The 24,635-nt window shown below is 60.5% G+C and carries 22 protein-coding genes and 3 pseudogenes; 19 read left to right on the top strand and 6 right to left on the bottom strand.

The genetic code is table 11. The annotated features are described in order from the left end of the window. The first annotated feature begins 282 nt into the window (after positions 1 to 282). From ACSQ2W_RS19550 to ACSQ2W_RS19485, 14 genes and pseudogenes are all read left to right on the top strand, one after another. Positions 283 to 3,129: an ATP-binding protein gene (locus tag ACSQ2W_RS19550; protein WP_436087923.1), complete on the top strand. Its 2,847-nt coding sequence runs from the start codon at positions 283 to 285 to the stop codon at positions 3,127 to 3,129. 703 nt (positions 3,130 to 3,832) lie between these two features. Next, complete coding sequence (locus ACSQ2W_RS19545; protein ID WP_436087922.1) at positions 3,833 to 4,267, top strand: DUF1772 domain-containing protein; 435 nt, start codon at positions 3,833 to 3,835, stop codon at positions 4,265 to 4,267. Positions 4,268 to 4,490: 223 nt separating this feature from the next. Continuing rightward, a complete protein-coding gene (locus ACSQ2W_RS19540) occupies positions 4,491 to 5,690 on the top strand; it encodes an ABC transporter substrate-binding protein (protein WP_283073065.1) in 1,200 nt (399 codons plus the stop codon). A gap of 124 nt (positions 5,691 to 5,814) precedes the next feature. Next, entirely contained in the window at positions 5,815 to 6,681 is an 867-nt protein-coding gene (locus ACSQ2W_RS19535) for a branched-chain amino acid ABC transporter permease (RefSeq protein WP_239601771.1), read from the top strand. 4 nt (positions 6,682 to 6,685) lie between these two features. Then, positions 6,686 to 7,675, top strand: coding sequence for a branched-chain amino acid ABC transporter permease (locus tag ACSQ2W_RS19530; protein ID WP_436087921.1), 990 nt, complete (start codon positions 6,686 to 6,688; stop codon positions 7,673 to 7,675). A 3-nt stretch (positions 7,676 to 7,678) separates the two neighbouring features. Further along, positions 7,679 to 8,458 carry an ABC transporter ATP-binding protein gene (locus ACSQ2W_RS19525; RefSeq protein WP_436087920.1) on the top strand — a complete coding sequence of 260 codons (780 nt, stop codon included), beginning with the start codon at positions 7,679 to 7,681 and terminating at the stop codon, positions 8,456 to 8,458. Positions 8,459 to 8,461: 3 nt separating this feature from the next. Further along, the gene (locus ACSQ2W_RS19520; protein ID WP_436087919.1) at positions 8,462 to 9,184 is read left to right on the top strand and encodes an ABC transporter ATP-binding protein; all 723 of its coding nucleotides are present in this window, start codon (positions 8,462 to 8,464) and stop codon (positions 9,182 to 9,184) included. A 23-nt stretch (positions 9,185 to 9,207) separates the two neighbouring features. Next, positions 9,208 to 9,963: an aspartate/glutamate racemase family protein gene (locus ACSQ2W_RS19515; protein WP_436087918.1), complete on the top strand. Its 756-nt coding sequence runs from the start codon at positions 9,208 to 9,210 to the stop codon at positions 9,961 to 9,963. 123 nt (positions 9,964 to 10,086) lie between these two features. Then, the gene (locus ACSQ2W_RS19510; RefSeq protein ID WP_283073070.1) at positions 10,087 to 10,791 is read left to right on the top strand and encodes a GntR family transcriptional regulator; all 705 of its coding nucleotides are present in this window, start codon (positions 10,087 to 10,089) and stop codon (positions 10,789 to 10,791) included. Positions 10,792 to 11,045: 254 nt separating this feature from the next. Further along, a pseudogene (locus ACSQ2W_RS19505) lies at positions 11,046 to 11,207 on the top strand (helix-turn-helix domain-containing protein); the annotation flags it as partial. A 181-nt stretch (positions 11,208 to 11,388) separates the two neighbouring features. Continuing rightward, positions 11,389 to 12,381 carry a L,D-transpeptidase family protein gene (locus ACSQ2W_RS19500; RefSeq protein ID WP_436087917.1) on the top strand — a complete coding sequence of 331 codons (993 nt, stop codon included), beginning with the start codon at positions 11,389 to 11,391 and terminating at the stop codon, positions 12,379 to 12,381. Between the two features lie 62 nt (positions 12,382 to 12,443). Further along, positions 12,444 to 12,638 (top strand): hypothetical protein, encoded by a 195-nt coding sequence (locus ACSQ2W_RS19495; protein WP_436089009.1) that lies wholly within the window; start codon positions 12,444 to 12,446, stop codon positions 12,636 to 12,638. A gap of 335 nt (positions 12,639 to 12,973) precedes the next feature. Beyond that, positions 12,974 to 13,159, top strand: coding sequence for a hypothetical protein (locus ACSQ2W_RS19490; RefSeq protein WP_436087916.1), 186 nt, complete (start codon positions 12,974 to 12,976; stop codon positions 13,157 to 13,159). A gap of 2 nt (positions 13,160 to 13,161) precedes the next feature. Next, positions 13,162 to 14,120 (top strand): annotated as a pseudogene (locus tag ACSQ2W_RS19485) (OB-fold nucleic acid binding domain-containing protein); the annotation flags it as partial. A gap of 56 nt (positions 14,121 to 14,176) precedes the next feature. On the opposite strand, the pseudogene rsgA reads toward ACSQ2W_RS19485, so the two are convergent. Continuing rightward, positions 14,177 to 15,216: pseudogene (gene rsgA, locus ACSQ2W_RS19480) on the bottom strand (ribosome small subunit-dependent GTPase A). Between the two features lie 50 nt (positions 15,217 to 15,266). Here rsgA and ACSQ2W_RS19475 point away from each other — a divergent pair. Then, positions 15,267 to 15,452 (top strand): hypothetical protein, encoded by a 186-nt coding sequence (locus tag ACSQ2W_RS19475; RefSeq protein ID WP_436089008.1) that lies wholly within the window; start codon positions 15,267 to 15,269, stop codon positions 15,450 to 15,452. Positions 15,453 to 15,830: 378 nt separating this feature from the next. Here ACSQ2W_RS19475 and ACSQ2W_RS19470 read toward each other — a convergent pair whose 3' ends face one another. After that, complete coding sequence (locus ACSQ2W_RS19470) at positions 15,831 to 16,055, bottom strand: hypothetical protein (protein WP_436087915.1); 225 nt, start codon at positions 16,053 to 16,055, stop codon at positions 15,831 to 15,833. A 619-nt stretch (positions 16,056 to 16,674) separates the two neighbouring features. Here ACSQ2W_RS19470 and ACSQ2W_RS19465 point away from each other — a divergent pair. After that, positions 16,675 to 16,947, top strand: a complete 273-nt coding sequence (locus tag ACSQ2W_RS19465; RefSeq protein ID WP_436087914.1) for a helix-turn-helix domain-containing protein — start codon at positions 16,675 to 16,677, stop codon at positions 16,945 to 16,947. Beyond that, positions 16,944 to 18,176: a type II toxin-antitoxin system HipA family toxin gene (locus ACSQ2W_RS19460; RefSeq protein WP_436087913.1), complete on the top strand. Its 1,233-nt coding sequence runs from the start codon at positions 16,944 to 16,946 to the stop codon at positions 18,174 to 18,176. The genes ACSQ2W_RS19465 and ACSQ2W_RS19460 overlap by 4 nt, the downstream gene beginning before the upstream one ends. Before the next feature lie 50 nt (positions 18,177 to 18,226). Here ACSQ2W_RS19460 and ACSQ2W_RS19455 read toward each other — a convergent pair whose 3' ends face one another. Then, positions 18,227 to 18,442, bottom strand: coding sequence for a hypothetical protein (locus ACSQ2W_RS19455; protein ID WP_436087912.1), 216 nt, complete (start codon positions 18,440 to 18,442; stop codon positions 18,227 to 18,229). A 466-nt stretch (positions 18,443 to 18,908) separates the two neighbouring features. Here ACSQ2W_RS19455 and ACSQ2W_RS19450 point away from each other — a divergent pair, with 466 nt between their 5' ends. Both ACSQ2W_RS19450 and scpB read left to right on the top strand, forming a co-directional pair. Next, a complete protein-coding gene (locus ACSQ2W_RS19450; protein ID WP_436087911.1) occupies positions 18,909 to 19,859 on the top strand; it encodes a DUF1403 family protein in 951 nt (316 codons plus the stop codon). Positions 19,860 to 19,861: 2 nt separating this feature from the next. Beyond that, on the top strand, positions 19,862 to 20,557 hold the full coding sequence (gene scpB, locus ACSQ2W_RS19445; protein WP_436087910.1) for an SMC-Scp complex subunit ScpB: 696 nt from the start codon (positions 19,862 to 19,864) through the stop codon (positions 20,555 to 20,557). Between the two features lie 275 nt (positions 20,558 to 20,832). On the opposite strand, the gene ACSQ2W_RS19440 is transcribed toward scpB, so the two are convergent. The 3 genes from ACSQ2W_RS19440 to ACSQ2W_RS19430 are packed head-to-tail and all read right to left on the bottom strand — an operon-like array spanning position 20,833 to position 24,567. Then, positions 20,833 to 21,933 (bottom strand): ABC transporter substrate-binding protein, encoded by a 1,101-nt coding sequence (locus ACSQ2W_RS19440; RefSeq protein ID WP_436087909.1) that lies wholly within the window; start codon positions 21,931 to 21,933, stop codon positions 20,833 to 20,835. A gap of 50 nt (positions 21,934 to 21,983) precedes the next feature. Then, positions 21,984 to 23,048, bottom strand: coding sequence for an ABC transporter permease (locus ACSQ2W_RS19435; protein WP_436087908.1), 1,065 nt, complete (start codon positions 23,046 to 23,048; stop codon positions 21,984 to 21,986). A gap of 22 nt (positions 23,049 to 23,070) precedes the next feature. After that, a complete protein-coding gene (locus ACSQ2W_RS19430) occupies positions 23,071 to 24,567 on the bottom strand; it encodes a sugar ABC transporter ATP-binding protein (protein WP_436087907.1) in 1,497 nt (498 codons plus the stop codon). Positions 24,568 to 24,635: the final 68 nt, after the last annotated feature.

Raw genomic sequence — 24,635 nt, 5'->3', positions numbered from 1 at the left:
ATGTCGTCCTCCTGTATTGAACCGCGCACTCTCAGGCGGTTCCTTGAATTCTCGATGGCTGGCGGCCGTTTTTCTCTATGAGGAGATGGTAGGGGCAGTCCGGTTCAGGGGCCACTTAAGCTCTGTGAGCAAACCTGAAATGTCCTGAAGCCATCTGATCGCCTGCCAATACGGGCAGATACCGTTTGTGAGTTCAATGCGGTCGATAGAGGAGCGGACATTGCGCGTGAGCGGGTCCTAAATTATAAATTCCCAGCCTGAACAACTGAGACGGTTATTGCCGTGGGACAGATCGAACTACGCGTGTTTGAGTTCCGCGGTTGGGAGGTCGATCTCGCGCGTCGGGAGTTGCGTGCGCTTGGCTCAGTCGTACCGATCGGCAGCCGTGCCTTCGAGATCATCGAGACGCTGTTGGATTCGCCCGGCGAACTGGTGACGAAGGACGATCTGATGAAGCGGGTGTGGCCCGGTCTTGTCGTCGAGGACAACACGATTCAGGTCCATATATCAGCGATCCGGAAGGTACTCGGCAAGGATCGAAATATCCTCAAGACAATCGCTGGCCGCGGCTACCGACTGCTCGGCGACTGGACAGCCCGGCAAGAAAATTTTGCCGCGCAGCCGCATAAGGCCGAACGGACGCAGTCACCAGCGGTTCCATTCACGACTAATATTCCGATCGCTACCTCGCCGCTCGTCGGGCGTGAGACCGCAATCGAGCAACTCAGCGACCTCGTCTACGCCCATCGTTTGGTGACACTGACGGGGCCGGGCGGCATCGGAAAGACTGTGCTGGCATCGGAAGTTGGCCGCAGGTTGTTTCCAACCTTCCAGGGTGATGTCTTGTTCATTGAGCTGGTGTCGTTGTCAGATCCCGATCTGGTTCCGTCGACGCTTGTTCATGTCCTCAATCTGCAGATCCACGGCGAGAAGCTTTCGCCGGAATTGGTGGCGAGGGCGATCGGCGGCAGAAGAGCCCTGCTGATCCTCGACAATTGCGAGCATGTGATCGAGGCTGCAGCGGCGCTCACCGAAAATATCGTTCGCGTGTGTGCGGATGTCTGTGTGCTGGCGACCAGCCGGGAGCTCCTTCGCATCGACGGCGAGTATGCCTATCCTGTCCCGGCACTCGAGGTGCCGGCACAGGATCTGGAGGGCTCGCAGGATGCCTTGGAGCACAGCGCCGTACAGCTGTTCGTCGCACGGACACGTTCACTGCGAGCAGAATTTGAAACGCAGGGCGATAAACTTCGGGCGATTACTTCGATCTGCCGTCAACTCGACGGCATTCCACTCGCCATAGAGTTCGCTGCTGCTCGCGCAGCAACGCTTGGTATCCAGCAAGTTGCAGGGCGTCTCGACGATCGCTTTGCGTTGCTTACCGGCGGGCGGCGCACCGCACTGCCGCGACATCAGACACTGCGCGCGACGCTGGATTGGAGTTACGATCTACTGCCCGAGGCGGAGCGGCGGCTCCTTCGACACCTTGGAATCTTCCCAGCGGGGTTCACGATCGAGGCGGCCACGGCGGTGGTTGCCGATATAGAATCGAGCGTCGCACTTGGTATTTCCAGCCTGGTTTCCAAGTCTTTGGTGGTGCTGGAGGGATCGGAGGCGTCTCGACGGTGGCGGCTACTGGAATCAGTTCGAGTGTACTCGCTCGAGAAACTGGCTGCGGATGAACATGGGCGGGCCATGCGCCGTCTCGTGGAATTTTGCTTGATCCTGTTTTCATCGCTCTCATTAGAGAACGAGTTCGACGCAACAGTCGACGAACTCGACGACTATCGCTGCGAGATTGGCAATCTTCGTGCGGCATTGAAATGGGCTTTGTCGTCTGGTGGAGACGCTACTCTCGGAGTCGCGCTTGCAGCTACTGCAAGCGATTTCTGGGTTGCTGTGTCACTGATCGCTGAGGCAGGCGAGTGGGCCGAAAAGGCGCTCGGACAAATCGGCGACGCCACTGGAACCCGCACGGAAATGGTTTTGCGATGCAGCCTCGGCTACGCTCTGATCTATACTCAAGGGATGAGCCCGCGCGCCCGAGAGATGCTTACGGGCGGGCTGGCACTTGCAGATGCCTTCCGCAATTTCGACTACCAGCAGCGTGCAACTTGCGGCCTCTGGCTCTTTTCCGCTCGCTCCATGGCATTGAAGGATGCGCTCGCCTTTGCTCGCGAATATGAAGAGGTTGCCAGAGAACGTGACCTCCAATCTCAAGCAACCGCCGCTTGGCTGGTGGGAATACCGCAAACATATATGGCGACGCATGGACACGCCTGTGAGCGACTGCAGTGGGCGATTGACCGGTATCCGTCCGCCAGGCGGCGGAGCGATATGATGCGACTCGGCGCCGATGTGCGCGCGTCGGCAAGAGCTCACAACACGATCAATCTGCTGTCGCAAGGCTTTTTGGATGCAGCGTCTCGGACGGCAGACAGCGCGATTGACGAGGCACGGGAAACAAATCAACCATTCGTGCTGTGTGTAGCCCTCGCCTGGGCAGCCGGCTTCGTCGCGTTGAGCCTTGGCGAGTTCGACAAGGCTAAGGCTTTTGGCGAGGAACTTGTCCTTCTCGCGTACAAACACGGGTTGCGCCCGTTCCACGCAGTGGGCCTCTGCATCAGGGGCAGCCTGGCTGCAAGGGGTGACAACCCTGAAGCGGGCATCGCTCTGCTCCGCGCCGGCCTCGTTGAGATGCAACAAGCAAGTTACCTTCTGTTCTATCCTTTCTTTCTGACGGAGCTAGCCGCCGCATTGGGAACGATCGGGCGTTTCGACGAGGGCCTTGAGGAAATCGACAAGGCGTTGCGTTTTGCGGTTGAGACAGACTACCGGTGGTTCGTGCCGGAAATCCTGAGGGTGAAAGCAGAGCTTCTCTTACTGCGTGGTTACGACAAGCTGGGGTTGATAGAGAGCTTCTTGCGCCAATCGATGGGGCAAGCAAGTGCGCAGCAGGCCGTTTATTGGGAACTATCTGCCGCGACAAGCCTGGCTGAGCTGTTGCGACGTGCGCACAAAGATGACGAGGCGCTTGAAGTCCTGGCACCAGTATATGGTCGTCTTAGCGAAGGGTTTTCTGCGCTGAGGGTTAAACGGGCCAAGGCTCTATTAGACGAATTGGCTTAACTGAGCTTTGAAGGGTAACTGTCGTTGTGCTCACGACCAGAGCTGAAGATTATGGGTAACCGTCATGCGGCCTCGCGCGCTCCACGCCGTTAGGCATGTAAAGCGAAACTGTTCGCCTGTATCGGAGTCGAGAAACTCGCTCTCAACCTTATTTTCGTCGCCGCGCCTGTCGACGGATTGAACGACTACGAGTGTCCACTCTTCGGGCTTTCTTCGCCCGAAGACTTTGTGCCCAGATAAACCCACGATTTGCGCAGCGTCGAGCAACTCGATGACTTGGCCTCGCGCCCGCCGCGTAGGAACGGCGGGTGCTTCGACTGCAGCGAATATCTTGTGCCGCGAATTATCTGTGCATCCGTGTTTTGGCCACGGCGGACCAGGGTGATTGAAGAAAACCCTGCTACCGGCGGTATTTGCGTAGAAAAAGACTGGTTCCCTGCAAACGGGGCAGCGAGCGTTTGGATTGACGTAACATGCGGAGACGGAATTCGCGCCGCTCTGCTTTAACAGCACTTTTGCATCGCGATACCGAATGCTCTCGGTAAGCTCGATCCTGTTGATCCTTGATCGCCCATAATTGACGCACCATCCGCATGAACAATCGGGGTAATGATTATGGCCTGTCATAACGATCCGATGCGCCCCATGCACCTGCTGTCGGGGCGTTCATCGTGTATGATGGTCCGAGATAGGAGAACGTCGAATGTTCGGTCTGCTCGCTTTGCTCACGGCGTCCATCTTCTTCGGCGCCGCCATTTACATAAACGTGGCCGAACAGCCGGCAAGGCTTGGCCTCGATGATCGCGCGGCCCTCGCGCAATGGGGTCCGGCGTACCGGCGGGGCTTCGAGATGCAGGCTTCTCTCGCGCTCGTTTCCGGCCTCCTCGGCGCTGCGGCGTGGTGGCAGACCGGCAATCCGCTTTGGAGTGTCGGCGCAGCGATCATCATCTTGAACTGGCCCTATACGATGCTCGTCATCATGCCGGTCAACCGGCGCCTGGAGGCAACGCGACCGGAAGAGGCGGGCGAGGAAACCCGTGACCTTCTTCTCCGCTGGGGCAAGCTTCATGCGGGCCGAAGCGCCCTCGGCGCAATCGCGGCGGCCATCTTTCTGCTCGCAGCCTTTCGCGGTCTTTGAACCGTCCTCCCGAGGGCTACACGCGCAATCGGTTCGGAGATTTCCCCTCAGCAGCCATTCAAAGTGCTTTGCGCGTCTGAAAAGACGCGCGGCGCTGTGGGACGGCGCAATCAGTTTTGTATACAAAAATAGACAGTAATGTTGACAACAATGTATTCTAGGATTTCCTTTAACGTATCCGCACCGCCACGGCGCACCGGATGCTAAAAAAATGGGGAGTGAGATGATCAACAGACGCTCGACATTGAAATCGCTGGCGCTCGGCGCCGTTTCGCTGCTGGCAATCGCGGCCGGAGGCACCTTTTCGGCGCAAGCCGAAAACAAGGTGCTCAAGATCGGCTTCGTTGGCGTGACCAGCGGTCCCGCCGCCGCCTGGGGTACGTCCAACGTGCGCTCGATGCAGACACGCGCCGACTGGATCAACGAGACCGGCGGCGTGAAGATCGGCGATGACACCTACAACATCACCATCGTCACCTTCGACGACCAGAAGGATCCCAAGCGTGCCATCGCCGGCATGGAGAAGATGGCCCAGGAAGGCATCCGCTATGTCGTCGGACCGAATGTCGACGACGGCGCCGCCGCCGTTCGCCCGGTGGCGGAATCCAAGGGGATCATCTATTTCCCCTATGCCTTCCCGAAATCGCTTTATGTCGCACCGGCTTCGAACGCGGTGCTCGGCATGGTCGCCAATTATCAGTCCGGGCCGGCGATTTACAAATACCTGAAGGAAAACAAGGGCGTGAAGAAGGTCGCCTTCATCGCCGCCAATGAATCCGATCCGCTCAGCCAGCGTGACAGCGGCGTTGCTGCCGCCAAGGAACTCGGGCTCGAAGTGGTCGCCGAGACCGACACCTACCAGACCGACACGCGCGACTTCACGCCCGTGCTGACACCCATCGTGCAACTGAAGCCAGACCTGCTCGTGCTGTCGGGCGTCGCACCGGCCAATGCGCCGTTGCTGATCCGCGCGGCACGCGAACTCGGCTATGAAGGCCTGATTTCGGCCGAGACAGCGCAGGACGCGACGGTGCTGCAGGAAGGCGCCGGCGAACTCGCCAACGGCTTCATCTCGGTCGGCGGCGCCTCAACGCCGGAGATCCGCACGCCGATGATGGAGGAATTCATCGATCGCTACATCAAGAAGTTCGGCGAATACAACGACGAGTCCAATACCAAGGTCTACGCGCTCGAATACATCATCGAAACGCTCAAGGCGAACCCCAAGGCGATCGACGACGTCGAGGAGTTCAAGAAGACCATGGACACGTTCTCGGCGCCCAATCCCTATGCCAAGAACGGCACGCTGAAATATGTCGGCATGACGTCCTTCGGCCAGAAGCGGCAGGTCTCGGTGCCGATGGTGGTGACCGAGTTCAAGGACGGCGCGTTCCAGACGCTGTTCGTCGGTGAAGTGGACTGACATTCGTCGCGGTCACGTTGTGATCGTCCTGCGAGCGAGACCGGGAGCTTAAAAACCGCCAGCCCGGCACCTCAATCGAGGTTCGGGAATAGTCCCGAACCTCCCACCGACTGGATCCGTCGCTATGGAACAGGTGATTGCCAACGGACTCTATCTGGGCGCCCAATACGCACTGATCGCGCTCGGATTGACGCTGATCTTCGCGCTGATGAACGTGCTCAATTTCGCCCATGGCCAGATGTATGTGCTGGGCGGCTTCGTGACCTATTCGATCTACGGCCAACTCAAGCTGCCTTTCGTGATCGCGCTGATCTGTTCGGGCGTGACGCTCGCGATCGTCGGCGCGCTGATGGAGAAATTCCTGTTCCGCACGGTGATCCGGCGCAGCAAACGCGAGGAAAGCACGATGCTGCTTGCGGCCGCGACCGCATTCTTCCTCGATGCCGTCGTGCTGTTGCTGTTTGGTGAGAAGCAGCGCGGCGTGCCGAAGATCATCAGCGGCGTCTTCGTCTCCGACAGGGTGATCCTGCCCTATGACCGGATTCTCGTCGGCGTTGTCGCCATTCTGATGATCGCCACCTTCATGCTCTTCATGCAATACAGCAAGCCGGGCCGGGCCATGCGGGCGCTGGCGCAGGATCGCATCGCCGCGCAACTGATGGGCGTCAAGGTCGAACGCTATTCGATGATCGGCTTCGCGCTCGGGGCGATGCTAGCCGGCATCGTCGGCGGGCTCCTCGTCAGCATCACCGGCGTCAATTCCGGCATCGGCGGGCCGATCTCGATCAAGGCCTTCCTGATGGTGATGATCGGCGGCGCCGGCGTCGTCGGTGGCGCGATCGCCGGCGGCTTCATCCTCGGCATGATGGAATCGGTCGGCCTCACCGTGCTGCGCGCCTATGGCGACATCACTTACCTCGTCATCTTCGCGCTGCTGATGATCTTCCTGAGCATCCGCCCTCACGGGCTGATGGGCAAACCGTGGGGTTGAGGCGATGGGCAAGTCACGAGCCAATACCGTCAAGATCGTCTCGGCCGCCCTGTTCCTGCTTGTGCTGCTGGTGGCGGTCCCGCTGCTGATCGCGGCAACGGGGCGAAGCGATCTTTATTACACACTGACATCCGTAGCGCTTCTCAGCATCATCAGCGCGGGCGTGTGGATCACCTTCTATATCGGCCGCATCAACATCGGCCAGGGCGCCTACGCGCTGATGGGCGGCTACGTCTCCGCCATCCTGGTCATGAACTACGGCGTATCGTTCTGGCTGACCTTGCCGCTGGCGGGCCTGTTCTGCGCCGCCGCAAGCGTTCTCATCGGACTGCCGATCCTGCGCCTGCGCGGCGTCTATTTCGCCATGGTCACGCTGGTGCTGACGGAGGTCACCCGCCTTCTCGCCCTTGCCGTGCCGACGATCACCAACGGCGCCTCGGGTATCGTCAGCATTCCCCTGCCTGCCGGCATAAGCTTCTTCGGCATCACGCTCGTTCCGGATTTTGCAACGCTCGCGAATCCTCGCCTCGCCTTCTACATTGTTTCCGTATTGCTGATGGCGCTTTGCTTCCTGGGCCTCTACCGGCTCGCCCATTCCCGCATCGGCCAGCTCTGCCAGTCGCTGCAGCAGAACGAGGAGCTCGCCTCCTCGATCGGCGTCAACATCGCCTATCTCCGCGTTATCGCCTATGCGCTGTCGTCCTTCCTCGGCGGCGTCGGCGGAGCGATGTTCGCATCGATCTCCCAGTCGATCTACCCGTCGAGCTTCACGGTCGCCGACTCGGTTAATTTCATGCTCAACTGCTTCCTCGGGGGGCTCGGCTATGTTCTCGGGCCGATGCTCGGCACCTTCGTCCTCTATTTCGGCTGGGACCTGTTGTTCGAGACCGGAGAGTTCCAGCTCCTGATTTTCTCGACAGTGCTGATCGCGTTGATGCTGGTGTTACCGAACGGCCTGCTGAGCCTGACCCTGACGCACAAGAGGAGGGCCTAGGCGGTGGCTGATATTCTCGAAATCGTCGGCCTCACCAAGCGTTTCGGCGGCCTCGTCGCGGTCAACAACGTATCCTTCTCCGTGCGCGAACGCGAGATCCTCTCGGTGATCGGGCCGAACGGCGCCGGCAAATCGACGCTGTTCAAGCTGATCGCCTCGTTCCTGCGGCCGACGGAGGGCGAAGTGCGTTTCAGGGGTGAACGGATCTCGGGACTCGCACCGCACATCGCTGCCCGAAAGGGAGTGGTGCGGACCTTCCAGGAGACCACGATCTTCAAGGACATGACCGTGCGCGACAATGTCGTGACGGCCCATCATCTGCGCTCGCGCGCCAGCCTTGCCGGATTCTATTTCGGCAGCGCGGCGGCGCGCGGCGACCTGGATGCATTCGGCACGTCGGCAGAGGAGATCCTTGCCTTCCTCGGCCTGGCGGCGATGCAAAGCGAGGTCGCCAGCACCTTGCCCCACGGGCATCTGCGCGCACTCGGCATCGCCATCTCGCTTGCCACCAATCCGTCGGTCATTCTGCTCGACGAGCCCTTCGCCGGCATGAACCACGACGAGACGAGGCGGGCGATCGAGATCGTGCGGAAGCTGCGCGAACGCGGCATCACCGTGCTCCTGGTCGAGCACGACATGCCGGCGGTCATGAACATCTCGGACCGCATCGTGGTGCTCAACTTCGGCCTGAAGATCGCCGAGGGGGTTCCGGCAGAAATCCAGCAGAACCCCAAGGTCATCGAAGCCTATCTCGGTGCCGAAGACGAATCGATCGGATTGTAGGTCATGGAACCACTGCTGAAATTCGATGACGTCGAGCTTTACTACGACCACGTCTACGCCCTGAAGGGCGTGTCGATCGAGGTGCACGAAGGCGAGACCGTGGCGCTGATCGGTGCAAACGGCGCGGGCAAGTCGTCTATCCTGCGCGCCATCACCGGTCTCAGAAAGATCCGCAGGGGCGAGATCCACTACCACGGCAGCCGGATCGACGGCACGGCACCGGATGAGATCGTCCGCATGGGCATCTCCATGGTGCCGGAGGCACGCCGCGTCTTTCCCTTCATGACCGTGCGCGACAACCTGCTGATGGGCGCCTTCACCCGCACCAACAAGATCGAGATTCAGCAGAGCATGGACATGGTGCTGACGCGCTTTCCGCGTCTCAAGGAGCGCTTTTCGCAGCAGGCCGGAACGATGAGCGGCGGCGAACAGCAGATGCTGGTCATCGGCCGGGCACTGATGGCGCGACCTCGCCTGCTGCTGCTCGACGAGCCCTCGCTCGGCGTCGCGCCGAAGCTGGTGCAAGACATCGCGCGTTCGATCGTGGCGATCAATCGCGACGAAAAGGTCAGCGTTCTCCTTGTCGAGCAGAATTCGCGCATGGCGCTGCGCGTTTCCCAGCGCGCCTACGCGCTGACGACCGGCAAGGTGGCGCTCAGCGGAAATTCGGCCGAGATGCTGGCCGACGAGCGGGTCCGGCATCTCTATCTCGGCGGCGAAATCTAGGCGGCGAAACTAGGCGGTAGGACATGCGCATCCTCGTCATAAATCCAAATACCACCGCTTCGATGACCGACAAGATCGGCAAGGCGGCAGAGGTCGCGGCCTCGTCCGGAACGCAAATCGTGGCGGTCAACCCGAAGGATGGCCCCCCGAGCATCGAGGGTTATTTCGACGAGGCTTTCGTCGTCCCGGGCATCATTGCGGAAATGGCAAAGGCGGGCGCGATGGATGCCTATGTGATCGCCTGTTTCGACGACACCGGTCTGGACGCGGCGCGCTGTGCCGCCGACGCTCCGGTGATCGGCATCGGCGAGGCGGCCTTCCATATCGCAACGCTGATCGCCGGCAAGTTCAGTGTCGTCACCACGCTCGCCCGTTCGGTGCCGGCGATCGAGCACAACCTGTCGAAATACGGCCTCGCCTCGCGCTGCGCCAAGGTCCGCGCCTCGGATGTCCCCGTGCTCGACCTCGAGCTGCCCGGTTCCGATGCCCGCCGCAAGATCTCCGCCGAGATTGCCCGGGCAATCACAGAAGACAAGGCGGAGGCGATCGTCCTTGGCTGCGCAGGCATGGCCGACCTCGCCCATGCGCTTTCGCAGGAACACGGCGTGCCGGTGCTCGACGGCGTCGCCTGCGCGGTAAGGCTCGCCGAAACGGTTTCGGCGCTGGGTCTAAGGACATCCAAGGTCGGTGGCTATGCCGCCCCGCTCGCCAAACGATTTGCCGGGCTCTACGCGCCGTTGTCTCCGGGAGGTGACAAAAGCGCCGACGGCACGCCATAGGCCCACGGCGCTGCAATTATGGGACTGCGGCTCGGCCGAGTGGGGCGGCGCACCGGGGTGGGATTGACCGGAAGGCGAGCCATATCAGACTTCACAGGGCCGACTCGCCAGAAAACGATGAACATGTTGACAACACTCAGGCCCGAAAACGATCGTCAAAAGCCGGCGGCGCGCTGGTCGCCGATCTATCATAGTCTTAGGGACGCCATCGTCGGCCACCGCCTGTCCCCCGGCACGAAACTGCCGGAGGATGAGCTGGCGTCGATCTATTCGGTCAGCCGGACAGTCATCCGCGCCGCCCTCCAGGAGCTTTCGCACGATTGGCTGGTGCGGCTGGAGCCCAATCGCGGCGCCTTCGTCGCGCAACCCTCGCCCAAGGAGGCGCGCGAGGTCTTCGAAGCACGCGCCTTGATCGAGCCGAGGGTTGCAGCACTTGCCGCCAGAGCGGCGAAACCGGGGGATGTGGGTCTTCTGCGCCACCATCTCGAAAGGGAGCATGAGGCGCTGCACGCCGGACGCGACAGCGACGCGATTATGCTGTCCGCCCTGTTCCACGTCGGCATTGCCGAAATCGCCGATCAATCCGTCATGACGGGCTTCGTCCGCGATCTCGTTTCCCACTCCTCGCTGATCATCGCGCTCTACTGGAAACGGCGGGACACCACCTGCGAGAGCCACGCCCATCACGCGCTGGTCGATGCCATCGAGGCAGGTGACCCCGACAAGGCTGCGGACCTGATGAAGGAACATATGCTCGACCTGCTGTCGGGTCTGGACCTGAACCGCACGGAGCAGAAGCCGGGCAACCTCGCCGATATCTTGCGCTGATATCGTGTTCCGGTATTCGGCGCATCGAGCCCATCCATCGCCAAATGCGTTATACGCAAGGCGCAGTAGCATTTTACAGCGCCGCGCGTCTTATCAGACGCGCAAAGGTCGCTGTAGCACTTTGAATTGCTGCATGTTTTTATCCCTAAATCGGTTACGATTTAAGGAAACATGCAGCAGAAAAGGAGAGCAGCCTTGCTATTTCACGGATTGTCCGCCTTCCCGATCACGCCTGCCGACCAGCAAGGCCGTGTGATCTGCTGCAATTTACGCGCGATCCTGTCGATGTCATTGCCTGGAAAGTTCACTACAGCGACCCTGGTTCCTTTCGGAAAATCTTCGCCCGTATTATTGGGCTGACCCCTGCCGAGTATCGTCAGCGTTTTCATATCCGGCCGGGGTGGACCCTGGCTTGAGGATTCGGTGACCGCTGCCTGCCCATCGGTTTCGTTTCCTCGTAAAGGATGCGCCACACCGCTTCGTATCCGAGCAGTCGGGGCTTGCTCATGATCCGTCTTCGAACTCGGCCTCTGGCGTCGGCGAAGCTGATGCCAGTCGCACGATGGAACAAGTTCCGGCGCCGGCCATTTGTCCTCCATGAAAACAGCCTTACCGATGTCGCTACTCGTTCTGGCCATCACCGTTGGCGGCGCAACGGCGCGGGAACTCCGCCCCGAAGAAATCAATGCGGCTTCGATTGCTTCCATCGGGGCAGAGGCGCCCGCGCCCGCAGATCCCGACCCAACGATCGTCCGTCTTCAGGTCCTGCTCGACCGTGCGGGCTCGTCTCCAGGCGTGATCGATGGCTTGTACGGCGAGAACCTCACCGAGGCGGTGGCTGGCTTTGAGGCCATGAACAGCCTTCCTGTCGATGGGAGGGTTGATCAGGAAGTCGTCGCCCGCTTGGAAGTTCATGCCCCCATCGTTGCGAGCTACGTGGTCTCGGCAGAGGATGCTAGGGGTCTCGTTGACAGGATTCCTGAAGACTATGGCGAGAAGGCAAAGATGGAGAGCCTCGGATATACCAGTGTTGCGGAGAAGCTATCCGAGCGGTTCCACATGGATATGGATCTTTTAAAAGCGCTCAATCCAGTTTCGCAGTTCGTGCCTGGGGATACAGTGTGGGTCGTGAACCCTGGTCCTCCGAGGAACGGAAAGGTCACGAGGATCGAGGTCAACAAAAAGGCAGGGCAGGTGCTGGCCTATGCCGAGAACGGATCGCTGCTTTCAGTGTACCCCGCGACGATCGGAAGTGAAGACAATCCGACGCCGTCAGGCAGGCACAAGGTCAAGGGCGTCGCGAGGATGCCGGTATACAGGTACAACCCCAAGCTCAACTTCAAGCAGGGAAAGAATGACAAGATCCTTACGATTCCAAAAGGGCCAAACGGTCCGGTTGGCAGCGTTTGGATCGATCTGACCGAACCGACTTATGGAATACATGGGACACCTGAGCCTAAGCTTATCGACAAGGTTGGATCGCACGGTTGTGTGCGGTTGACGAACTGGGACGTGGAAGAGCTGGCCGGTATGGTCAGGCCAGGCGTCCGGGTGGACTTCGTCAGTCGAAGGTCGGCCGTTCTGAGGTGAGAATTAAACTAGCTGAGGCCATCGCCCCTGCGTCGGTTGGAATGCTGAGGTGGTGCTTATCGATGGATACGCTCGTCGGGCATCAAACCGAAAGCGCCAAAGGCGTGGAAACAGCCGCCGTCCGCGGGCTTGCTGAGTCTCGGTCGTTGAGGCTGATATTCTTCCCGTTGCTCGTGATCGATGTCGGGCTCAGCGACCATCTTCATACCGACCATCAGAAATGCTGTCGACGCGATGCTGCTGACCGGCGCTCATGAGCTCGATGGGCGCGACGACGCGGTTCGGGGAGGTAGTCGAGAAAACTAGCGACAGCAGACAATCCTCCCTACAGCGCCTATTGCGCAGGACGGATTTATGTTGCGCCGCAACAAGACATTCGAGAACACAGTTCCTAAAAAGCCCGCCAAATATCATACTATTGAAATTTCATTCTACGATCTTCGATCATCGAATTGACAAACCCGACATGTCATGTACTTTCAGAACGGGACCGATATCTCGACTCTTTTCAATTCTCTCATTTTCCAGACGCAAACCGCGTCCACACTTATCCGTGCCAATCAGTATTGCGCCTTGAACGGAGATTTCAGTTATGAAGCAAGTTGTCGAATACCAGGGTATTCCGGTTGGTGTTCTCGTGCCGCGTGATGGGTGCCTTGCCTTCATGGCAGTGGAATACGATGTTATGGAGCTTGATGGCAGACGCTTTTCGTCGGCTGCCGAAGCGCGCGAAGCCATTCGAGCCCATATGACGCATCGCGTCGCCCTGGCTGCCTAAGCGTTCAAATCCGTCCCGTCTGCATCAATCGGTCGCGCTGGGATTGTACGCTCGAGGCGGTGGAGGGGACAGACCGGCATGCAGTGCGGCTCGGCATGCGCCTGGTGCGTGGACTGGCGACCGCCGACGCGGCACGTATCGTCGCCGTCCGCGCCGATGAACCCTTCGCATCGGTTGACGACGTGTGGCGGCGATCGGGCGTACCGGTCGCCTCGCTGGTCGAACTTGCCGAAGCCGATGCCTTCCTGCCATGCTTGCGGCTCGAGCGGCGCGATGCGCTCTGGGCGATCAAGGCACTCCGCGACGAGCCGCTGCCTCTGTTTACCGCTGCGGCGGAGCGTGCGGCACGGGCGATTGCGGATCAGCAGGAGCCGGCAGTCGAACTCAGGCAGATGACCGAAGGACACAATGTCGTCGAAGACTACAGCCATACCGGCCTGACGCTCCGGGAGCACCCCTTAGGATTTTTGCGGGCTGACGAAACGCCGGATCGTAACCTGTGCCGAAGCGATGAGGGCGCGTGACGGGCAATGGCTGATGGCAGCCGGCCTGGTGCTGGTGCGCCAGCGGCCGGGCTCGGCAAAGGGCGTGATGTTCATCACCATCGAGGACGAGACCGGCGTCGCCAATATCGTCGTCTGGCCAAAGCTCTTCGAGCGGTCGCGCCGAGTGGTGCTCGGCGCGAGCATGATGGCGATCAACGGCAGGATCCAGCGGGAAGGCGACGTGGTTCACCTGGTCGCTCAGCAGCTCTTCGATCTTTCTGCCGATCTGTCCAGCCTCACCGAGCGCGACGCAGCATTCCGGCCGCCGACCGGCCGCGGCGACGAGTTCGCCCATTGGTTCACCCGGAAGTCCGGATTCCCGCGAACGACCGGCGCCGGGGCTTCGGGCAAGAGATATGTTCGTGCCGGATCTTCATATCGATACGCTGAAGATCAAAAGCCGGAATTTTCAGTGATGCCGAAGGCAGGCGACTCGGTCTGCGGTTCGAATCCCATCAAGGCGTGCAGACTTTCAATATTTCTTTTTGCGAACGATCTTGTTGCCGCGTGGTCCGCTGATGACAGGTGTTCTGTCACGGTTTTCGCAAACAAGGCTTCGCCAGCGTTCAATGCGGTCGGCGGCCAAAGTGCCGCTTTTGACAGCTGCCTGAACCACGCAGCCCGGTTCATGCGCATGGGTACAATCGCGAAATCGGCAAAGCGGTGCCAGTTCCGTTATGTCGGAAAAAAGCGTGTCGATCCCGTCGGTGACATCGCTGACGTAGAGTGTTCTTATCCCTGGCGTATCTATGACCCAGCCGCCGCCCGGAATTGCATGCAGCGATCGCGCGGTCGTGGTGTGACGGCCTTGCGCGTCATATTCGCGAATTGTCCCGGTTTTCTGCTTTGAGTCAGATGCCGCTCTGGTCAGCGTGTTCACCAACGTCGACTTTCCGACTCCGGACGATCCCACCAGGGCGATCGTTTGGCCAACGCCGCACCAGGAACTCAAAAAGGAGCTTGCATCGGCAGAGCGCCCATTCAAGGCAACGACAGGTAGGTCACGCTGCAAAGCCTCGGCTTGGGCCTGAAATAGGCCGACGTCGTCCGCGGTGTCAGCCTTGGTCAACACGATCACCGGTTTGCTGCCCGCCTGGTTGGCCATGATTAGGTAACGTTCTAGCCGGTCAATATTGAAATCGGCGTTGCACGATGTCACGACCAACAGTGTGTCGACGTTGGCAGCAACAAGTTGTTGGCCACGTCCGACCTCCGGGCGTCGCCTAAACACGGTTTTCCGGTCGAGCCGGCTGACAAGCATGTCGGACCGGGGATCGGCAAGCACCCAATCGCCCACCGCGAAGTGAGCCGTATTGGCATTGGCTGGTAGCTCTAGCCTTGCTGGCCCCGTGACGCCGATCGCCTCGATGCGTGCCCGGTGAACCGACGCGACGCGCCTGGGTACGAGGTCTGCATCGGTCGGCTTTACCTGATCCGCGAAAAGTCAGACCAACCAAGCAATTCCAACGCTGAGTGGAGACAGGAGTTCGTCAAATTTTGCTTCGCATTCATTGACAAATTTTGCCTTTTGATTTTTGCAGGCTTCCTGCCTAGTTGCACTGATGATCTCGCTTTGGAAAGCGGAAAAGGCTGAAGTCGTTCCGCAACCCTCTCCAGGCGTTCCCACCGTTTCTGACGATGCAATCAGCCTTGATGAAGAGATCAGGCTGCTCCGGGACCAACTGGCGCGCAAACTTCAGCTCCAAAACGCACAACTGAAAAGGATGCTGGAGCGGTTCGAGCCCTGAACCTGTCATTATCCATTCTCCGGACTGCGGGCGTGAGGAGGGTGTCGAACACATATGGTTAAGCTCGGTCGAAGACGCAGCCGCGGCCCTAGTCAGGCGACCACAAGCAGCAACTTGCGCCTACACTCGAATTTTCCGCTGATCAAAAGTGGGGGAGCCGGTTCGTATCCCATCAAGACCTTTTAAAAGCTCGTCCGCTGTCGGGCCTATTGCGGACATTTGCGATTAATGTGTTCAACGACGGCTTTGCGCCGTCGTTCCTGCCGTTCAGAGGCGAAGCCGTTGGTCCCGGAAGCGACTGCTCGTTCAGATGCCGTGGACTACGCCGTCTGCACGGCCCCAGATTGCCGCTTACGGTGAAAAGCAGGACTGGTGAGCCTAATTTGCTTCGTCGATACATACCGAGCGGATGTCGCCATTGCTCAGCGTCGTCTTGCACCGCTGGTTCGACTTGCAGTTAGGGTCACCGTTGCCCGTCACGACACCGCCAACGCGCTCACATTCCTGGGCAGTCAGTTCAGCAGAGCCGACCGTGGTCTGAAGGCCGGTTGCTCTATCCTTGATCGACGGCGCTTTCATCCGCGGCTTCTTAGTCTCTGCCAACAGAACCAAATCCGATGGATTTGCAGCGGTGGGGCTGGTCCAGGACGGACTGTTTGTCATGTTGATAGGCGCTGCGTGGATCGTCGTTGCAAAGCCTATTAAGAATGCGGCGACGGAAAGGAAGCGAGCCCGAGACATTTTTGCCCTCTACAACCGGTGGTGAAGTTGGGACTATGATATTAGCAGCAAACAGGGGGCAGATAAACAGGGTGTGTCCGCGTTCACCCACCCGCCTCGCCGCTTCGTTTATGCTACCCAAGCGACAAGCGTAGCCTTTCGAAGCGACGCTCGGGCGGGTCGGCAACGCCGCATATAATGGCAACGTCCGAAGACGACCAGGCCGCATCTTGTCGTTTGCGCAACAACCGCTTTCTTAAATCACTATCCGATAAGCTGACGGACCGCCTTCGGCCCCAAATCGGTCGCTTGCCCAGTCGAGGCCGGTGTCTCCTCTTGGCGTTAAGCGGAAGGCAGTATAGCCAACCGACTCGTAAGTGAGGCCAGCTTCCCGATCAGTTTAACCTTCTGCTCCTCCTTACCGATTCGCTTCCCGATCGGTAAGGGTTGATTGAAGTCTATAAATTCTTCCTGTACGGTAAGCCGGAATAGGAGGCGCTGGATGTATAGATTCGCACGTGATTTCGGCGCTGCCGTCAGAGAAAAACGCAAGGGCCTCGGCTGGACCCAGGCCGAGCTTGCAACGCGCTCCGGCACGGGCGAGCGGTTCATCGTCGAGCTTGAATCCGGCAAGCCGAGCTGCCAGCTTGAAAAGGCGTTGATCGTCGCGCGCACCGTCGGCCTTGAGATCGGCGACCTCAAGGCAGCCCAACCGTCGTCAACCGCCGTGGAAGATGAGCTCGGCTTCTTGCCAACTTTTGGTGATGGTCGATGACGACGATCTTCTACGAGACCCTTCCCGTCGCGCAAATGACTTTCGAAGGCGAATGGCGGTTGGAATACGACAGGTCCTGGGAAGCGCGCCGCTCGGCCTTCCCGATCTCGCTCACCATGCCGCTTCGATCTGGACCGGTCAGCGCCGAGCGGCTACTGCCATGGCTAGCAAACCTGCTTCCAGAAACCCATCTCGCCGAAATCGGTCAACGCCTGAAAGTGTCACCACAGGACATTGTTGGTCTTCTTGCACACATAGGTCGCGATACGGCCGGAGCGTTGTCGATTGGCGAACCCCGGAGGACGGGCATAAACCTGACGCCTGTTCCGGACGAGGCCGCACTGGAGCGTATTCTTAACGAGCTTCCAGCGAAGCCTTTCCTCGTTGGCGAACATGGCGTCTCCATGTCGCTTGCGGGCGTGCAGGAGAAACTGCCTGTGTTCGGCGATGAGGACGGCAGGATCTCAATCCCGGTAGACGGTACGCCATCGACCCATATCATCAAGCCGGATACGGACCGTCTGGCGGGAAGTGTCGAAAACGAGGCCTTCTGCTTGGTGCTGGCGCGGAAATGCGGATTGGAAGCGGCCGAAGCCACGGTCGGCGTGGCTGGCAAGCGGCGTTATCTGCTGGTGAAGCGCTACGATCGATTTGCCGACCCGCAGAGCGAGATCCGGCGGCTTCATCAGGAGGACATGTGCCAGCTCACGGGTCACTTTCCATCGCAGAAGTATGAGAGCTCCTCTACAGGCCGGGGTGTGACACTGAAGATGATGTTTGAGGCGATCAGCGAGCATGTTTCGCCAGGCGAACGCCTCAAGCTTCTGGATGCGATGATTTTCAACGTGCTGATCTGCAACTCGGATTCTCATGCCAAAAACTATTCCATCCTGATCGGCGCTAGCGGGTCCGCGAAGCTCGCACCGCTTTACGACTTGATGTGCGCAGCGGTGTATCGGCAGGTCGACCAGAACCTACCGCAGGGCATTGGGGGGCGGCTCATTGCACCCGATTTGCGCGGCGGGGATTGGAAGGCGTTAGCTGACGACGTTGGCCTCAGCGCCGCTTCGACGGTGAAACGCGTAAAGGAACTAACGGAGCTGGTTGCCAGCCAATGTGGCAATGCCGCAGCCGGCATTTCCGAAATCGCAGGGGATCCCAGCCGAGTTCTGGACAGGTTAACCCATCAGATCCTGAAGAGGTGCAAACGAATTCAGCAGCAGCTATGAGCGGAAATTGTTTCCGATAGTCTACACGACAACCGATCCCACCAGGTTAGCTACGCCAACGCCTTGTCCAAGAGCTTTTCCAGATAGGCCGGTCCACCGTCCTCCATAAATAGGAGGTTCTGCTGCTCAAGGTCAGCTTTCGCGGTGCCGGACACGTTCAGCAAGTCCTTGAACAAAGAGATCGAGAGAATGAACGCGTTCAATGTGATGGCTGGGTCCGAGAGTTGCTTCTCGATTTCCTTTACCTCTTCGCCGCGGCGAAGCATGTCGCCGATTTCCGCGGCAGCCTCGATACCGGCTTTGTCGAAATCGCTTACGCTTTGGAACCAACGTGGTGCCGCTGAGGTATCGCCACGCTGACAGAGGCGGACTTCGTCTCACTAGACGCAACTAAAAATTGATGACCGTCAATATGAACCCCGCGGACTGCCGAGGTGTCGTGGTTGGACGCTTTTCGCTTGGTCAGAAAACGGTAAACGCAGCTCGTCTATCGACGGAGGCGGTCATTGTCCGTGTGCGGCACGGACACGAGGATTGGACGGGCAATACTTCCTAGCCCTTCCTGAGCGCCGTGATTGGCGCGGCGAATGCGGCGCCGTCGCTCACGTGATGTCGGGGTTCTGGTCGCTGATTTGCGGCATTCTCACTATAAAGAGCAAAATGACCGGACGTTGTGGAACGACGACAGGCGGTTGTGTGGCACAAAATGATCTCTTGATCTAGGCTCCGGGGATGCCGAAGCCCGATTCGCCGACTGTCCGCCCAGATCGAATGCCTGCCGTTCCGGCATGGGCGGCTCCGCGCGACACCGTGAGCAGCGATACGGACGCCGCCTTCCTGGCAGGGGCGGCCCTGAATACGCTCGACAATCTGGTGCGAATGCAACCAGATTGGGCCGGTGTCTGGCGTCAGCGCCTGGCGCTGAAATGCGCCGTATCCGCCGTGCGACTTACCGGCCGATCCGAGGATGAAGCGGCCTTGCGCGATGCCTGGGTCCTGTGCGGTTCCGGCGATGAACTGGGGCCGGCCGGCTGCATCTTCGCGGCCTATAAGCGGCTGGCGGCTCGGCCGGCGCCGATCGATACGAAGATGCTGCGCGAACTCGCCGATCTCTTCGCTATCCGCTGGAGTGACGAACTTGCCACCGTCCCGGCCATGATCGATGACGTTATGCAAGCTTCAAGGATGGCGCCTTTTGCCGCCGCCGCGATCGTCACGCAGCTTTGGGCCATCCGTCCGGACGCCGAGGCGCTCGCCTGGTGGCTGGCCGACTGGGCGCTGGCGCAAAGACTGCGCTGGGACCGCCCGGTCCCGCTCTTGATGGCGCAGCGCGCTTCGACCGCGTTTCGTCTCGAGGCGGGGAGGGGCCGTGTGCGTCCGGGAGAGCCGCGATTTGAGCAGGCAGTGTGTCTGGCGCTGGTGCAGGCGTCGGTCGAGGCGTGCCGGCTGGCGGCGGAGCTTGCCAGACGTGCCGATCGGCTGGCGGTCGTTGCGCCGAAGCTGCGGGCCAAAGGGGCAGGCGAGGCAATCCGCCTTCTGCTCGACGAGGACGCTGTCTCCGGAGCGCTGCGGACGGCAAAGCTGTCGCGCTGGGCGAGCCGCCGACTGTTTGAGCGCCTGATCGAATTCGACGCCGTGCGTGAATTGTCCGGGCGCTCGACGTTCCGGATCTACGGATTGTGATCATGGCAAGACAAGCAGATGCGGCCAGGGCCGGAAGGGCCGAACGCCCGCGGAAGCGTTCGGACAGTGTACCACTCGACACCGAGCTCGCCGACCTGCCGCCGGAGCTGCGCTGGCGCGAATGGATGCAGCGCGTCGAAGCCGTCATCTTTGCCTCGGCGACGCCGGTGTCTCGCGACACGCTGGCGCGGGTCGTCGGCCGCAATTGCAGCATTGACCTTTTGATCGATGATCTGCGCGAGGAGCTGCGCGGCCGGCCGTATGAGCTGGTATCCGTTGCCGGCGGCTGGCAGCATCGCACCAAACCCGCCCATGCCGGCGTGATCCGTGCGTCCGGCGCGCCAACGCGGGCAACCGCCGATCTCACTGCCGGTGAAGCGGCCGTGTTGATGGCGATCGGCTATTTCCAGCCGGTGACGCGCACAGAGCTTTCGAAGATCTTCGGGAAAGAAATCAGCCGCGACCTGATCGGCAGCCTGCGTTCGCTCGCGCTTATCGCTTCGGGTCCACGCAGCCCGCAGCCCGGGGCGCCTTACACCTACGTGACGACGCCGGCATTCCTGTCAGCCTTCGGCTTCGACACCCTGCGCGATCTGCCTGACATCGAGATGCTGGAGGACGCAGGGCTACTCAGCCGCGATAGGATGCTGGCCGCGGATCTCGGAACGCCAATGTCTGAAGAAGGCGATGAGGAATAAGCCGTCGCCGTTGGTGTCTGCGATGGGCGTCCTCCTACGCCGCCGGATATCCGTTTGCCGTGAAAACATGGTGATGGATGCGCACCCCTCCGCGCCCGCGAACCGGGTCGAGAGCGACACGAGCTTTTCCGCCACATATATGCGCGGAATTCAGCTTCCTTTCCTGGTCCCCTTCGAACAGGGCATATGATCCTGAGACTGCTTCCGGCTGGGGGGATTTCACAAGCCTGGGGAAAAAGGGGCACCATTCACGGTGCCCAGCTGCTGGGAGGCCGTTACATCTTGCCCCAGAGTTTCTTGTATTCGTCGCGGTAGCCATTGTCCGGGTCGAAGGTGTTCTTCGGCCCGCCGTCGAACTCGACATTGTCCGCGGTGACGACGTGGAGCGGCGAGAGGTAGCCCGACCACTGTTCGCCTGCGAAGGCACGGTTCAGTTCGTCGACAAGCTGCCAGCCCTGCAGGTTCAGCGGTTCGGCGACCGTCACCTTCTGGAACTGGCCGGCGCGGATGCGCTGATAGGCCGATTCCGAGCCGTCGCCGGCCGCGACGTTGATCGGCGCGTCTGTGCCGGCCTTGCCGGCTGCTGAGAGCGACGGGCCCATGAAGTCGAAATAGAGGTCGTTGATGGCAAGCGAGTGCGTCCACTGATCGCCGTGTTTTTGCAACAGCGAGGTCGTCAGCTGCGGCATGCGTTGCGAGGTTTCGGCAATCGGCGTATCCACATATTCCAGCACCGTGCCGCCGAGCGCCTCGATCTCGGCCTTCATCTTGTCGGCCTTGGCGATCGCGATAGCATAGGTGCTGTCGGTGAAGATGATCACGCCCGGCTTGCCACCGGCGTCGGTATAGGCCCAGTTCGCTGCTGCCTTGGAAACCTCCATTGCGTCCGTACTGACATTGGCAAAGAGGCCGGTCTTTTCATCGGGCCCGATCACCGGGCCGGCGTGCCAGGCGACCAGCGGAATGCCGCCGGCCTTTGCTTGTTCAAGTGCGGGCGCCTGTTCGACGGCATCGAAGCCATTGATGATGATGCCGGCGGGCTTCAGGGCCATCGCCTGGCCGAAGGCCGCGGTGCGGCCGCCGATCGAGCCCGCGCCGTCGAGAACTTTGACCTCCCAGCCGATTGCTTCGGCTGCTTCCTCGACGCCGGTGGTGACGCCGAGAATGCCGCCGTTCTTCAGGTCGCCGGCGAGAACGACGATTGTCTTGCTCTCCTGCGCCTTCGGGCTCGCCTTCGGTCCATCCCAAGCGGTGACACGGGTCGCGTATTTATCGACGATCGCCTTGGCATCCGCCATCGCGTCGGCCAGAGCAGGCCATGCGGCCATCAGCGCAAGTGCTGTAATCGAGCCTTGAAGTAGTGTTCTGCATTTCATGGTTCTTCCTCCCTTTGAAGATGGTGCGCTTCGCACAGTTCCGTGTTCTGTCAGTTCTGTTGTACTTTAGCCGGTAACGAGCCTGGCGCGGGCGCCTTGCCGGCCGCACCGCGTTTGCGCTGGGCGTAACCGGCGATGCCGATGGCAACGAGCAGGGTGACGCCGTTGAAGAGGGGCTCGACGAAGAACGACCCGCCGATCTGCTGGATGCCCGAAATACCGACGGCAAGAATGATGACGCCCGTCATCGTGCCCCAGACATTGACGCGGCCGGGCTTGATGGTGGTGGAGCCGAGAAAGGCGCCGACGAGTGCCGGTAGCAGATATTCAAGCCCGACGCTCGCCTGGCCGATGCGCAGCTTCGAAGCAAGCAGCACGCCGGCAAGAGCGGCGAGCGTTCCGGACGAGACGAAGGCGCCAATGACGAAACGGCGGACCGGGATGCCGTTCAGCGCCGCCGCTTTCGGGTTAGCGCCGATGGCATAGACGTAGCGGCCGATTGGTAGATATTCGAGAATGATCCAGAGCGCGCCGGCAAGCAGCAGCACATAGAAGCCGGTGATCGGCAGGCCGAGGACCATGGTGCCATTGAGCGCGTAGAAGCCTTCCGGCAGGACGCCGACCACCTGCCTGCCGCCCGTGTGCCAGAGCGCCAGTGCATAGAGGATCGTGCCGGTGCCGAGCGTGGCGATGAAACTGTCGATCCGGGCGACCTCGACCAGAAGACCATTGAGGAAACCGGTGAGGGCGCCGAGCGCCAGCACGATAACGACAGCGATCGGCCATGGCACGCCGAACATGGTCTGCAGGCTGATCGCCAGGATGTGCCAGAGTACGATGCCGTAGCCGACCGTAAGGTCGATCCGGCCGGACGCCATCGGGATCATCGCCGCCAGTGACAGGAGCGCGATGATCGCCTTGTCGGAGACGATGGACCGCAGATTGAGAAGCGTTGGAAAGGTCGTCGGCAGGAGGATCGAAAACAGCACAATCAGCAGCACTGTCAGGATCACCAGACCGTAGACCGGGATGTAGCGGGCGATCTTCTGGCTCGCGGTCAGCCCGGCCAGTTCGCTGCGCGTCGGCTCAAGCGCGGTGGATTCGATCGATTGCATGGTTCTTGGCTCCCGTGGTCTCTCAGGCGGCTTCCGATGCCGAAGCGGCGGAAATGACGGCGGATGTGGTGAGGGCGTCGCCCTGGAGTTCGGCGACAATGCGGCCGCGTGAAAACACCAGCGCGCGGTGACAGATATGGGCGATTTCCTCGAAGTCGGTCGAGACGACGACGACGGCAAGGCCCGCTTCGACCGCCCGGGCGATCAGCTTGTAGATCTCGGCCTTGGCGCCGATGTCGACACCGGCCGTCGGGTCTTCCGCGACGAGCAATTTGCGGCCTGTTCGCAGCCAGCGGCCGACGACCACCTTTTGCTGGTTGCCGCCCGACAGCGCTTCGATCGGCAGGCTTTGGTCGTTCGGACGAAGACCGACGGTCTCGCCGATCTTGCGGGCCTCTTCGGCTTCGTTCGCTGGTGACAGGAACGAGAACAAGCCACGGCCCGATGCGCCCGGGTTGAGGAAGGTGTTCTCCCGAAGCGACAGCGACATCGCGACGGATTCTTCAGTGCGATCGCGCGCGATCAGCCCGATGCCGGATCTCATTGCCGCAACGGGGTTTGCCAGATCCGGTTCCTCACCGTTCAGGTGGATGGTGCCGCCGAAGGCCTCGCAGCCGAACAGGGCCCGGCCGATCAGTTCCTGGCCCGCGCCGCGCAGGCCGACGAGCCCGAGAAGCTCATTCTGGCGGATGTCGAAGGAAATCGGCCCGGTTCCCGCGCAAACGACATCGCGGGCGACGAGCACCGTCTTGCCCGGCTTGCTGGGCGCTTTCACGAAGAGCTGGTTGGCCGGGCGACCGACGATCATCTCGATCAGCTCGTCCGGCCTTGTCTCGGCAACCGGGCGCTGACCGACCAGACGGCCGTCGCGCAGTACGGCAACCCGATCGGCGATACGGAAGATCTCGTCCAGGCGATGCGACACATAGATCATGCCAACGCCGCGCTCCTTGAGCGGGCGGATGGCGTCGAAGAGCCGCTCCACTTCGTCTGCGGGCAAGCTGGCGGTCGGCTCGTCGAGTACCAGCACGTCGGCTTCGACAGCCAGAGCACGGGCGATTGCGACCAGTGATTTTTCGGTGCGGGTCAGGTCCTGCACCCGTGTACTCGGATCAAAGTCGCAGCCGACGAGCTTCAGCGCTTCGCAGGCCCGCTCTTCCGTGCGGCGCCAGTCGATCAGTCGCGAGCGCAGGGAAAAGCCCTGTGCGAGGCCGACATTCTCGCCGACCGTCATCCATTCGACGAGACCAAGATCCTGATGGATGAAGGCGACCGGCTGGCGCTCGTTCGGTTTGGGCGGGCGATGGCTGTAGGGCTCGCCGCGAAACAGGATCTGGCCGCCGTCTGGCCTATAGATACCGGCAAGTGTCTTGATAAGGGTCGACTTGCCAGCGCCATTCTCCCCAAGAAGGGCAAGAATTTCGCCGGGGAACAGGCTGATGGAAACATTTTCGAGCGCGCGGGTGCCGCCGAAGACCTTGGTGATCCCGTTGAACTCGATGAGTGTGCGATTGTCCATCCCTGCTCCTCCCAAAGCATCGATTGAGAATATGTTATCGATAACATATTGGCATAGTCAAGGACCGA

The organism is Pararhizobium sp. LjRoot255 (assembly GCF_964252905.1).
Taxonomy (GTDB): domain Bacteria; phylum Pseudomonadota; class Alphaproteobacteria; order Rhizobiales; family Rhizobiaceae; genus Pararhizobium.
The sequence above is the reverse complement of the archived record's forward strand: the minus strand, read 5'-3'. Positions and strand labels throughout refer to the sequence as shown.